Origin of the sequence: Wolbachia endosymbiont (group B) of Villa cingulata, from assembly GCF_964028285.1 — a bacterium.
Classification (GTDB): Bacteria; Pseudomonadota; Alphaproteobacteria; order Rickettsiales; family Anaplasmataceae; genus Wolbachia.
Window position 1 is genome coordinate 955391 of record NZ_OZ034766.1, and the last position, 12756, is coordinate 968146.

Here is a 12756-nt window from a genome sequence, read left to right on the forward strand (position 1 = left end):
TATAATCATAGGTTTTAAGGCAGTAAAATGACAGCTTTTTTTCCTTTGGTTATTTTTTTAATCTTATACCTTGGAAGTGGTGTCTATTTTTCCTTTATTGGAATTGATAATCCGCTTCGCCAAGTTTCACCGGTAATTTGCCTACTACCGGCGCTATTTTTTGCTGTTGCATGCAGTGCAGGTAAAATTCAACGTAACATCGATACTGTCATCGAGGGTATGGGCGATAAAAACACCCTTACTATGTGTTTAACTTTTCTATTTTCTGGAGCATTTTCTGTGGTGACTCAATCAATTGGTAGTGCAGATACTGTTGCTGATTTAATTCTCAATTTCCTTCCAGCAAGATTACTACTGCCTGGAGTATTTTTGGCTTCCGCTTTTATATCAACTGCAATTGGTACGTTTATGGGAGTTGTTGTATTAATGGTACCAATAGCTGTTAACTTAGCAAAAAGTGGGGCTTTTGGTCTTGAAATAGGAACTGCAACTGTAGTTGGAGGTGCCGTATTTGGTGATAATCTTTCAATGATATCTGACACTACTATTGCATCTGTTTCTTCACAGGGGGCCACGATAAAGGATAAACTTAAAGTGAATTCTAAAGTAGCATTTGTTGCCAGCATTATAACGCTTGTCTATCTGGCAATTATGGCAGATAGTACAAAAATTATTCCTACATCAAATTTAGATTATTTATCAGTAATAAAGATTATTCCTTATATTTCTTTAATAATCATGGGGTTATTTGAAGTTACTACTTTAGTAACAATAACTATAAATATAATTGTTGCTAGTGTATTAGGGATGACTTTTTTTGACTATACTATCATTCAACTCTCTCATGACATATATGACGGTTTCAAAAAAGTAAACGAGATAGTGATATTTGCTCTATTTATTGGCGGATTGAGTCATATAATGTACAAGCAGGGTCAAAAGGCATTACACAAACTTATCGATGAAAGCAATATCACAAAAACTAAAGCTGAATTTGTAATAGCGGGCATAGCATCTATGTTTACTGTTTTAGTTGCTAATAATACCATTGCTATTTTATTAAGTGGCGATATTGCAAAAAGGCTCGCGCAAAAGCATAATATTCCGTCATACCGTAGTGCATACTTGTTAGACATTTTTGCTTGCGTTACAAAAGGCATTTTGCCTTATGGTTCCCAGCTGCTGCTAGCAGGTAGCATTGCTTCTGTCTCACCTATTTCTTTGTTAACACAAGTTTATTACTGCTTTATTTTAGCAGCAGTTACAGTAGGTGAAATAATCATCAATGGCAGACGTTGCGCGGCTACAACTTAATGTACGAAGATTTCTCTTCATATTACATTTTTGTGCCCATAAGAAACGAGTTGCCATTTTCATCAGCTACTTGGATAATAGATATATTCACAAAATTGTTCCATTTTTCTCAATAGGTTTTGGTTTTCTTTTCCCCTTATTAGCAGAGCATAAAACTTAGCTTTTTAATAAATCTCATTTTAACTCCAATACACTAACTATGAAACAATCTATATTGCCATCAAAAACGGAATTTATATTGCCAACTTCATGTCCAGTCCTTAAATCCTTTACCATTTGATATGGATGCATAACATACGATCTGATCTGACTGCCCCAACCTATATCGCATTTCTTGCCATATTCTTCGGCCATTTTCTGCTCTTTTTTTTCCAATTCAATTTGATATAAACGTCCTTTAAGTAGTTTAAGTGCTTCATCTTTATTTTTATGTTGAGAACGACCATTTTGGCATTGAGCTACAACGCCTGTTGGAATATGCGTAATACGTACCGCGCTTTCAGTCTTATTTACATGCTGACCACCTACTCCAGAAGCACGGTAAGTGTCGATCTTTAAATCCTTTTCATCCACAACAATATCTATTGAATCTTCAATCACTGGAGTTACTCCTACACTTGCAAAACTGGTATGACGTTTACCATTTGCATCAAATGGTGATATTCTAACCAATCTATGAACTCCACTTTCGCTTTTTGCCCACCCGTAAGCTTTTTCTCCGATGATCTTTATTGTTGTAGATTTTATACCAACTGCATCACCATCTAATTTTTCTACAACTTCAACTTTAAAATTGTGATAAATTTCTGCCCATCTTGTATACATGCGCATGAGCATCTCAGTCCAATCATTGCTCTCTGTTCCACCAGCTCCTGAGTGGATTTCTAAAAAGCAGTTATTGTTATCTGCTTCACCAGTAAATAAGGATTCTGTCTCTTTAAGTTTGATTAATTTCTCTAGCTTTACTAACTCACCTTTAACTTCAGAAAAAAATTCTTCATCATTCTCATCAATAGCAGATTTCATCAAGCTGATAGCATCGTTGTAATCGCTTTCTAGCTTTGAAAACGATTCTATGTCATGCTTAATTTTAGAGCGTTCTTTTAAAATTTCTTGTGCTTTTTGATTGTCTTGCCACAGATTATCATTCGACGCTTGAGAATCCAGCTCTTCAAGACGCAACTTCAATCTTTCTATGTCAAAGACACCTCCTGATAAGAGAAATACTTTTATTTAAGCCTTGAAAGTATTCAAGGATTTCTGGATGGGTTTTCATTATACTTTAGACTTTAATATATTTATTACCACTAACAATAACAGCAAACAAAATAGAAATTTAACCATATAATAGTTAATTCAAAATAATTTTATTATACTTGAATGTTCAATAAAATCAAGTGTGTATATTTATTAAAAAAATAAGGTAAAGTAATGAATATTAAAACAAGTTCTCATTATGGTTTAGATAAAAAGGCTATTGATGATTTAATAGAGTCTCTCGATAATCAAGAATTAGAGAATGTTCGTAATATTGTAAAAACGATAGATAGCGTTCAGTTAGCTTATTTTTTATCTACTTCGATCAGTGATCACAGGGAGAAATTAGTTAATATCCTCGATCAACATTTGTTAAGTGATGCCTTAGTACATGTAGTACCAGATTTACAAGTAGAGATCATAGAAATATTGGGAATAGAAAATACAGCAAAGTTACTAATGCTTCTTGATATAGAAGACATAGTAGCCATAGTGAAAGATTTAGATAGAAAGTCTATAGAAAATATACTTAACTACTTACCCAATGCAACTCAAAAATTAGTAGAGGAATTGTTATCATACCCAGAAGAAAGTGCAGGAAGGTTGATACATAAAAATATGGTTATAGCTCCATATTATTGGACGATAAATCAGCTAATGGAATTCTTGCGCAACTATAAAAAAATACCAGAAACATTTTATCAAATTTTCATCATTAACTCAAAATTAGAACCCATAGGCATTTTCAACTTAAATAAGGTAATATCTCACTCAGGAGAAACAATAATAAAAGAGATAATGAGTCAAGATATAAAAATAATTAAAACTGGAATGGACCAAGAAGAAGTAGCAAGAATATTTAAAGATTACGCTCTATTATCAGCTCCAGTAGTAAATAGGAATGGTAAAATTATAGGTGTAATCCTTATTGAAGATGTAATCAAAATTGTTCAACAAGAAGCAGAAGAGGATGTGCTTAAAATAAGCGGTGTATCTTCTAAATCTGATATAAATGCCCCTATACATAAAACTATAATTAAAAGACTACCTTGGTTACTGTTTAACCTCTTAGCTGCAACAATATGTTCTATAGTAGTTGGCTTTTTCGATAACGTAATACAAAGTTTTATAGTACTGCCAATAATTATGCCAATCATTGCATCGATGAGCGGAAATGCAGGATCCCAAACAGTAACACTAACTATCCGGGCAATCGCAACAAAATATCTAACTGAGCAAAATGCAAAAAGAATACTGATGAAAGAATTTTTAATAGGTCTTATAAATGGAGTGATTTTATCTACAATTTCGCTTGTAGTATTAGCAATAAGGTTCCATAGTTTAAAAGTAGAGATCATTTTCGTAGTTTCCATGATTGCAATGTCGATCATTGCAACATTTATCGGCACTTTTATTCCTATAATGCTTCATCGTTTAAGATCCGATCCTGCTGTTTCGTCTTCAATCTTAACATCAGCAACAACTGATATTCTCTCAGCTCTTATATTTTTTGGTCTAGCCACGATCTTTTTATTAAATAGCTGAATCTTGCTATATAAAAATTGCTTTACAAGCTTTAACTGCCACGTTATCATTACTCACAGGTGCATTGAAGAAGAAAAATAACAGTCGATAAAGAAATAAAAGTACATGAAACTGAGCTGCTTTAGTTTTAAAATACAAACTAAAATAAAATGCTCAAACATGTAAAAGAGTTCTTGCTCTGCTAGATCTTTTTAGCTATAATACAGTTTAATGTAATGAATACATGGAATGTGAGTTAGATGCATTGTATTATATACATCATTCGGAAAGCAATCCTGACTTTTTTAAGCAAGTATTTAATTTAGTAAGAAATCAAAAGAAAGACACACTGCTACTCAGCAATCAAAGTTACCTAGGGTTACCGTGAGGTTTCTACAGTAAATTTGTAGAGCAGTTTAGTACAGCTGTATAAGAATCAAATGAATTAGATATTAAAACCAATCTTCAGAAAAGAGATTTACGGTAAAATAATCAAGTATGAATATTAAAATATAGGGGGTTTTATGTTAGGTAAAGGAAATATAGGAGAACAAGTAGCAGATGATCGAATGGATTATGTAGATGATGAGTCAACAATAGGAGCAAAAGGAGGTCTTGATCATGAAGATAGATTATCTAGTGGAGAACTTCAGTGTGGACAAAGTCAAGAGAGTCTTGGAGTAACAAGATCTTCATCTATAAGCAGCGGTAGTGTATGGTATAGCGCATCGAATGATACAGCCAATGTTATAAGTCTTACAGATAATGAAGTAGTGGAAAAAGCAACTTTTTTTGTTAAGACTTTTATTAAAGAATTCGAGGAAAAATTATCTAAATATTTTGAGGAGGCAGAACCAGATTCAAATATACAAAAAATAAGCAAAGCTTCAGCCAGCTTTAATTCTATTTTGAATAATACTATTCCAGCAAGTCCACTAAAATTATTTAGTGTTAAAGTTAATGAGAGTATCAATTATTGTGTTATAGGAAAACAGCATAAGAAAAGAGCGAAAAATATTTTTACAATAATTATACCTTGCTACAAAGCTGAAATGAGAGAGATTTTAGTAAAAGCTGGCTTAGAAATTTTTCACAGGTTTGAGGAACCATTCATAAAGGTTGTAGATATCAATCCCTCTTTTTATCATAGGAGAGTTAAGAAGTTAGCAATAGATGCTGTACATAGAACAATGAATTACCTTTTAACTTCTGAGGAACAAGACTTTTCTGTTGATCTTATAACACAAGGTGTTGTTCTAGATAAGTCAAAAAAGAAAGGATATTTTACGCGTCCTGGATATGAAATAAAAGATGAGCAAGGTGGTGAAAGTTTAGTAACCTCAGAATTGTATGAATGGGTAGGAATAAAGAAAAAAGAAGAAGATGAAACTGTTAATTATTATCAATATAATTCTGAGGAACATAATCTAGAGGAATATAGATGTGCTGAAAAATACGGCTATCGGCTTCCCTTTGAATGGGAGTTAAGAAAGTGGGAAGAGGTAAAACAAAAGTATGTATCCATTAAAGCACCCATAGAAGGATATGTGTATATTTTAAATGATGAAAAAAAAGAAGAATTAGCTCGTTTTATATTAAAGGAGATTAATGGACAAGATCCTGTGAAAAGGAAAGATATAGAAGATGTAAAAGAACATCTTAGAAAACAAGATGAAGATAGGCGTCAATTTTCCTATAGTTTTGACAAGACACCAGAAAATTTCATTGAAAGAAAAGAGGTGGTAAAAAATTTGAACCTAAGGTTACACAGTAGTAGTCAAGAAGTAAAAATGTCACGAGTAGTTTTAATTAGTGGGAAGTGTAATAGTTTAGACTTGATCTGACAAGCAAACAAAGTAAGATAAAAATATAGACAAGTTTTAAAGGAGTGTCAGATATGAATATGTAATAGTTTAGACTTGATCTGACAAGCATGAATTAACTGACAGAAGAATTGACAAAGTCAAAACCAAAATCAGCATCCTGTTTAATGCTATCAATATTTTTCTGATAAGCAATATGCATACTATCAAAAAAGGTTTGCATAGGCATAGCAATATTTACCTGAATGCGGTCTAGATCTATTGTAAGAATGCACCCAATGGTCTACGTCTAACTGAAGTTCTGCCAAAGAGGTGTAAATTTTCTTTCTAAAGATAATATTGTAACATTCATCTTGCATAGTTCTGTGGAACCTTTCACATATGCCATTAGTCTGTGGAGAACGAGCTTTGGTTCGAGAATGATCAATATTTTCTACCCCTAAATATAGCTGGTAAGCGTGATTTTCAGGTCTGCCACAATACTCTGTACCACGATCCGTCAAAACACGTAGCAATGATACTTTCTGTTCATCAAAGAACGGTACTACCCTATCATTAAGAAGATCTGCAGCTGTGATAGCAGTCCTTTCTGTGTAAAGCTTAGCAAAAGCAACTCTGGAATAGGTATCAACAAAGGTTTGCTAGTAAATTCGTCCAATACCTTTGATATTACCAACTGACCTTACCCAGAAAAAGTAGACAGAAAGTTAAGACGTTTTTGAAGTAAAATAAAACGTTTTTTCAAAGAGGTGTGGTATGACAAAAAGAAAAGAATATACAGCAGAATTCAAAATTGAAGCTATAAGACTAGTAAAAGAAACAGGTCAATCATCAGCAAAAATAGCAAGAGATTTGGGTATTAGCGGTGATTCATTAAGCAGATGGGTAAAAACATACAATGATAGAATGTCTGGAGTAGATGCGTTTCCAGGAAAAGGGAAAGTAGCTCATTGTGACAAAGAAAAGTTTGATTTAAAGAAAGAGCTGGCAAGAGTAACGAGGGAAAGAGACATTTTAAAAAAAGCCCTGGGATATTTTGCAAACCAAAAAGAGTAAAATATTCTTTTATAAAAGAACATAAAAAATGCTATAAAATACGGGAATCATGCAGATTTTTGAACGTATCTGCTTGTGGTTATTATAAATGGATTACTAAGGAAAAAAACAACAAAAAATCAATAAGAGAAGAGCTCATACAAGATATTCAGAAGGTATATCGAGCATCACAATGCAGATACGGAGCTCCTAAAATTCACGCTGAATTAAAGGCTTTAGGTAAAAATTATAACATCAAAACAGTGCAAAATGTTATGCAGAAAAATGGCATTCAAGCTAAGCTTAGACGAAAGTTTAAAAGTAAAAAACCACAAATAGACAATAGAGTTATAACTCCTAACATATTAAATCAGAATTTCATCGCTGATCAACCTAACAAGATATGGGTAACTGATATTACGTACATAAAAACTAATGAAGGATGGTTATATTTGGCAGCAATAATAGATTTATATTCACGCATGGTGATTGGCTGGTCAATGAGTAATGCAGTAAATAGGCAATTAGTTATAGATGCGTTATTCATGGCTATTGGTAGGCGCAAATCTGCTAAAAATCTACTATTTCATAGCGATCAAGGATCGCAATACACCTCTAAAAATTATCAATTTTTACTAAGTACAAAAAATATTACTTCTAGTATGAGTCACAAAGGTTGTTGTTATGATAATGCTGTTTCAGAGAGCTTTTTTAGTTCACTTAAGAGAGAGTTACTCATTGATACTTCACAACACTCTGCACAACAAGCTAAAACCGCAATATTTGAATATATAGAAATTTTTTATAATAAACAGCGTAGACATTCTACTATTAACTATTGCATTCCTGAGCTTTTTGATTCATCATTCTCATAGCAAAAACGTCTTAACTTTCTATCTACTTTTTCTGGGTAAGGTCAAATAGCCTAAAATAGATTCACGCCACTTTTATGCCGGACGCCACCTACCCAGTAAACAAGCTCCCAGTAGATTCATCCCAGGTTAACGACTACCCCCTGGTTTTGACGTCGTCTCTACGCTTTCGACACTTCATCAGTGGTTCACTTGCGTTCGTCTCTCTATTTCATACATGACACATAATTGTGCCTTTTCCATAACGCTCACTACCTTAGCTCTTTACCAAAGCAGCTTATGGCTGTTTGAAGCCTGCTCTTGCAAACCGGCTCCGAGGGGCCCTCCCTCATCTACTGCACAGCTTCAACACTTTCCGTGTTTCTACGGCGCACCAACATCTGCATAACCTTTTCCTATAAGCAGCTCTGGGTAGAAGTCAGCCACAGCTCGGTATCTAAAATTTACTAAAAAACCACACAGAAAACCGTGGTAATCAGACTCTGCACGAAACACTAAGCTATCTTCATGTTCATCATGGATATCAATAACATATTCCAAAATTCTTTTAACATTAGTACGCACTTCTCCTGCATCATCATTTGCCAACTCATTCATCAGGTCTAACAATTCACCTTGTTCTCTGATTGGGTTAATTTCATGAAAAATTGGAGCTCCAGGTTCATCACGTTGAGGAAATATATCTATTTCATGAATAAACCTACATTCTTCTCCAAACCGAAATATTTTATACTCTTCCCAGTCCAGATCCTCATCTTCCTGTAATTCTTGTGGAAGATTCTCTTCTACCTGCTGCTTCTGTAATAGTTTAGACTTAATCTGACAAGCGAATAGAGTAAGATAAAAATATAAACAAATTTTAAAGGAGTGTCAGATATGAGTACAACACAAGAAAAAATATTAAAACCAAAGTTAGGATTGCTAGAACTTGCAAAACAATTAGGGAATGTATCGCAGGCATGTAAAGTGATGGGATATTCGAGAGATACATTTTACCGACTCAAAGAACTATATGAAACAGGAGGAGAAGAGGGATTACATGAGATAAGTAAAAGTAAGCCATTATATGCAAATAGAGTATCAGAGAATATAGAAAAAGCAGTAGTTGAAATAGCAATAGAATTTCCAGCATATGGACAAGAAAGAGCAGCAAATGAACTGAAAAAGAGAGGAATTCTAATATCTGCTAGCGGGATAAGATCAATATGGCAAAGAAACGATCTTGAAAATTTTAAAAAGAGATTGAAAGCGCTGGAAGCGAAGGTAGTACAAGATGGTATAATTTTGACAGAGGAGCAAGTTACTGCTTTAGAAAAAGCTAAGGAACAAAAAGAGGCACATGGCGAAATTGAGACACAACACCCTGGATACTTAGGTAGTCAAGATACCTATTATGTAGGCAATATCAAATGTATTGGACGAATTTATCAACAAACTTTTATTGATACCTACTCTAGAGTGGCCTTCGCTAAGCTTTATACGGAGAAAACTGCCATAACAGCTGCAGATCTTCTCAATGATAGAGTTATACCATTTTTTGATGAACAGAAAGTTCCATTGCTACGCATTTTAACCGATAGAGGTACGGAGTATTGTGGCAAACCAGGGAATCATGCGTACCAGCTATATTTGGGAATAGAAAATATTGATCACTCTAGAACCAAAGCTTATTCTCCACAGACTAATGGTATATGTGAAAGGCTTCATAGAACTATGCAAGACGAATGTTACAATATTATCTTTAGGAAAAAGATTTATAGTACTTTGGAAGAGCTTCAGTTAGATGTTGATCATTGGTTGCATTCTTACAATAGAGCTAGACCTCATTCTGGTAAGTATTGCTACGGTAAGACTCCTATGCAGACCTTTTTTGACAGTATGCATATTGCTTACCAAAAAAATATTGATAACATTAAAGCAGATTCTGATATCGGTTTTGACTTCGTCGATTCTTCTGTCAGATAATTCATGCTTGTCAGATTAAGTCTAAACTATTACATGAATATGTTAGGTATACCTTTTAAAATGCTCCTCATAACCTAATTATTAAGAAATAGTCGATACTTGATCCAATAAATATGTTTTAAGATACTTGCCTGTAACGCTTTTTGGAGTCTGTGCAACTTTTTCTGGAGTTCCTACAGCAACCACTTCGCCACCTTTTACTCCACCCTCTGGACCAATATCTATTATGTAATCAGCAGTTTTTATAACATGTAAATTGTGCTCAATAACTATAACAGTATTTCCTAAATCAACTAGCCTATGGAGTATTTTCAGTAAATTATTTACATCTTCAAAATGTAACCCAGTTGTTGGCTCATCGAGAATATACAATGTTTTCCCGGTAAATCGCTTTGATAGTTCCTTAGACAGCTTTATTCGTTGTGCTTCACCCCCGGACAACGTTGTTGACGACTGTCCAAGCGTTATATAACCAAGCCCTACTTCCTGTAAAGAAATCAACTTTTCCTTTATCATTGGAAGATTTTCAAAAAAGTCACATGCTTGATCTATTGTCATATCAAGCACATCAGAAATTGATTTTCCCTTGTAAGTAACTTCCAATGTTTCTCGGTTATACCTCTGTCCTCTACATTGCTCACATTTCACATAAACGTCCGGTAGGAAATGCATCTCGATCTTTAAATGCCCATCACCTTTACAAGCTTCACATCTTCCTCCCTTGGTATTAAATGAAAATCGGCCTATATTGTAACCTCGTGCCTTCGACTCTGGGAGACCTGCAAACCAATTTCTGATGTGAGTAAACATACCAACATATGTTGCTGGATTTGATGCTGGGGTCCTACCAATTGGTGACTGATCAACTTCTATAATTTTATCTATATACTCAAGGCCTTCTATTTTATCGCATTTACCATGCTTTGCAGATGAATGATTTATCTTCTGTGCTGAGTATTTATATAGTGTTTCTATTACTAAACTTGATTTTCCTCCTCCTGATATTCCAGTAACACAAATAAGATTCCCTATAGGAAATTCAACATTTATATTTTTTAAGTTATTCTCACATGCGTTAACTACCTTTATGAACTGAGTTGTTTGCTTTCTTCTTTTTGAAATTGAAATTTCCTTCTTTCCACTTAAATACTGTCCTGTTATGCTCTCTGAATTTTTTTGTACCTGATCTGGTGTTCCTTCTGCAACGATTTTTCCTCCATTCACACCAGCTCCAGGACCAATATCAATCACATAATCAGCAGCCATTATTGTGTCTTCATCATGTTCAACAACAATCACAGTATTACCCATGTCTCTCAGATTTTTAAGTGTGGCAATTAATCGATCATTATCACATTGATGAAGGCCAATTGAGGGTTCGTCAAGCACGTATAGCACTCCTGTTAAACCAGAGCCAATTTGCGAAGCAAGCCTGATCCTCTGGCTTTCACCACCAGAGAGAGTGCTAGATTCACGGTCAAGTGTAAGGTAATTTAGCCCTACATTCTTTAAAAATGTCAGCCTTTTGATTATTTCGTTTAATATTTTATTTGAAATTTGCCTTTGTTGTTCTGTAAGTTTATCTGATAAATTTCCAAACCACTTAAGGGATTCATCGATGCTGAGCCTTGATATTTCACCTATATGTTTTTCGTCAATTTTCACTGTAAGTGCTTCTTTTCTCAATCTATAGCCAGCACATTCTTTGCAGTCAGTAACAGAACAATACCTATCAATAAGTGATGCATCGTAATCCATCTGGCGTTCTAGGATACTGACCAAACCTTGAAATTTCATTTCTCTAGAGCCAAAAAGTATTAAATCCTTCACTTTTTGGTCTATATTCTTCCACGGAACATCAAGGCTAAATTTGCAATTTTCAGCCAGTGATAGAATTGCATTTTTTAGCAATCCATAGTTTGTATGCACTTGACGGAATATTGATCCAATTGGCTTTAAAGCACCTTCAGATATCGAGAGCGTTTCATCTGGCACTATTAGCTTTGCATCAACACTTAGTTTTTTACCGAGCCCATTGCATGAACTGCATGCACCGTAGGGGCTGTTAAAAGAAAACAATCTTGGCTCTATTTCTTCAAGAGTAAAGCCAGACTCAGGACATGCAAAATTCTCTGAGAAAGTTAAAGTTTGACCATTTTTATACTCGGAATTGTGGTTATCAGGTAAGTTCACTATTTCTGCATACATTAAGCCATGGCCCAGACTCAATGCTGATTCTACACTGCTTGGTAGTCGATTTCCTATATCATCTGATATGGAGATTCTATCTGCAATAACAAAAATATCATGTTTCTTGTTTTTATCGAGTTTAGGCAAGTCATCTATATTGTATGTTTCACCATCTATTTTTAGTCTCACGTAACCCTGCTTTTTAATTTCCAATATCTCTTTGAAGTGCTCTCCTTTTCTACCACGCACAATAGGAGCAAGTATATATATTTTAGTTTCTAAAGGTAATGCTATAATAGTATCTACAATTTGAGATACAGCCTGTTTCGTTATTGGCAACCCAGTTACAGGCGAATAAGGTATTCCTACTCGTGCATATATCAAACGTACATAATCGTAAATTTCAGTAACGGTTCCAACAGTTGATCTTGGATTTTTTGAGATCGACTTTTGATTAATTGATATTGCAGGAGAGAGGCCTGTGATTGACTCAACATCTGGTTTATCTTGAATATTAAGAAATTGACGTGCATAAGCCGATAGACTTTCGACGTATCGGCGTTGGCCTTCTGCATAAATCGTATCGAATGCGAGGCTAGACTTACCAGAACCACTTAGTCCAGTTATAACAACTAACTTATTTTTTGGTATATTGACATCAATACCCTGCAAATTATGCTCTCTTGCACCTTTAACTCTGATCATACTTCATGTACCTTTGACCATTACAGCCCCAAAATACATAAACTTACAACAACTTTCTACTAATTTTTTCA

At 34.3% G+C, this 12756-nt stretch carries 9 protein-coding genes and 1 pseudogene; 6 read left to right on the forward strand and 4 right to left on the reverse strand.

Translation table 11 applies throughout. The features are described 5' to 3' along the window. The first annotated feature begins 27 nt into the window (after positions 1-27). On the forward strand, positions 28-1314 hold the full coding sequence (locus tag ABWU52_RS04930) for a Na+/H+ antiporter NhaC family protein (RefSeq protein ID WP_353276436.1): 1287 nt from the start codon (positions 28-30) through the stop codon (positions 1312-1314). 174 nt (positions 1315-1488) lie between these two features. On the opposite strand, the gene prfB is transcribed toward ABWU52_RS04930, so the two are convergent. Then, a protein-coding gene (gene prfB / locus ABWU52_RS04935) for a peptide chain release factor 2 (protein ID WP_353276437.1) occupies positions 1489-2590 on the reverse strand; the annotation gives its coding sequence in 2 pieces (ribosomal slippage) (positions 1489-2523 and positions 2525-2590; 1101 coding nt in all). Positions 2591-2745: 155 nt separating this feature from the next. Between prfB and mgtE the strand changes: the two genes are divergently transcribed. Next, entirely contained in the window at positions 2746-4116 is a 1371-nt protein-coding gene (gene mgtE / locus ABWU52_RS04940; RefSeq protein WP_353276438.1) for a magnesium transporter, read from the forward strand. A gap of 503 nt (positions 4117-4619) precedes the next feature. After that, positions 4620-5939 (forward strand): hypothetical protein, encoded by a 1320-nt coding sequence (locus ABWU52_RS04945; protein WP_353276439.1) that lies wholly within the window; start codon positions 4620-4622, stop codon positions 5937-5939. 94 nt (positions 5940-6033) lie between these two features. Here the strand turns inward: ABWU52_RS04945 and ABWU52_RS04950 are convergent. Continuing rightward, positions 6034-6595, reverse strand: a pseudogene (locus tag ABWU52_RS04950) (integrase core domain-containing protein); the annotation flags it as partial. 79 nt (positions 6596-6674) lie between these two features. On the opposite strand from ABWU52_RS04950, the gene ABWU52_RS04955 reads away from it, so the two are divergent. After that, positions 6675-6974, forward strand: coding sequence for a transposase (locus ABWU52_RS04955; RefSeq protein WP_064085359.1), 300 nt, complete (start codon positions 6675-6677; stop codon positions 6972-6974). Continuing rightward, positions 6950-7828 carry an IS3 family transposase gene (locus tag ABWU52_RS04960; RefSeq protein ID WP_353277659.1) on the forward strand — a complete coding sequence of 293 codons (879 nt, stop codon included), beginning with the start codon at positions 6950-6952 and terminating at the stop codon, positions 7826-7828. Before ABWU52_RS04955 ends, ABWU52_RS04960 begins: the two co-directional genes overlap by 25 nt. Positions 7829-8188: 360 nt before the next feature. Here the strand turns inward: ABWU52_RS04960 and ABWU52_RS04965 are convergent, their stop codons facing one another. Continuing rightward, positions 8189-8422 (reverse strand): hypothetical protein, encoded by a 234-nt coding sequence (locus ABWU52_RS04965; protein ID WP_353276440.1) that lies wholly within the window; start codon positions 8420-8422, stop codon positions 8189-8191. Between the two features lie 279 nt (positions 8423-8701). Here ABWU52_RS04965 and ABWU52_RS04970 point away from each other — a divergent pair, with 279 nt between their 5' ends. Beyond that, on the forward strand, positions 8702-9790 hold the full coding sequence (locus tag ABWU52_RS04970) for an IS481 family transposase (RefSeq protein WP_353276441.1): 1089 nt from the start codon (positions 8702-8704) through the stop codon (positions 9788-9790). 81 nt (positions 9791-9871) lie between these two features. On the opposite strand, the gene uvrA is transcribed toward ABWU52_RS04970, so the two are convergent. Further along, positions 9872-12685 carry an excinuclease ABC subunit UvrA gene (uvrA, locus tag ABWU52_RS04975; protein WP_353276442.1) on the reverse strand — a complete coding sequence of 938 codons (2814 nt, stop codon included), beginning with the start codon at positions 12683-12685 and terminating at the stop codon, positions 9872-9874. Between the last annotated feature and the right edge of the window lie 71 nt (positions 12686-12756).

Coding starts and splice junctions, on each gene's coding strand:
- ABWU52_RS04970 (WP_353276441.1), top strand. CDS start 8,702: ATGAGTACAACACAAGAAAAAATATTAAAACCAAAGTTAGGATTGCTA.
- uvrA (WP_353276442.1), bottom strand. CDS start 12,685: ATGATCAGAGTTAAAGGTGCAAGAGAGCATAATTTGCAGGGTATTGAT.
- ABWU52_RS04930 (WP_353276436.1), top strand. CDS start 28: ATGACAGCTTTTTTTCCTTTGGTTATTTTTTTAATCTTATACCTTGGA.
- ABWU52_RS04955 (WP_064085359.1), top strand. CDS start 6,675: ATGACAAAAAGAAAAGAATATACAGCAGAATTCAAAATTGAAGCTATA.
- ABWU52_RS04965 (WP_353276440.1), bottom strand. CDS start 8,422: ATGAATGAGTTGGCAAATGATGATGCAGGAGAAGTGCGTACTAATGTT.
- ABWU52_RS04945 (WP_353276439.1), top strand. CDS start 4,620: ATGTTAGGTAAAGGAAATATAGGAGAACAAGTAGCAGATGATCGAATG.
- mgtE (WP_353276438.1), top strand. CDS start 2,746: ATGAATATTAAAACAAGTTCTCATTATGGTTTAGATAAAAAGGCTATT.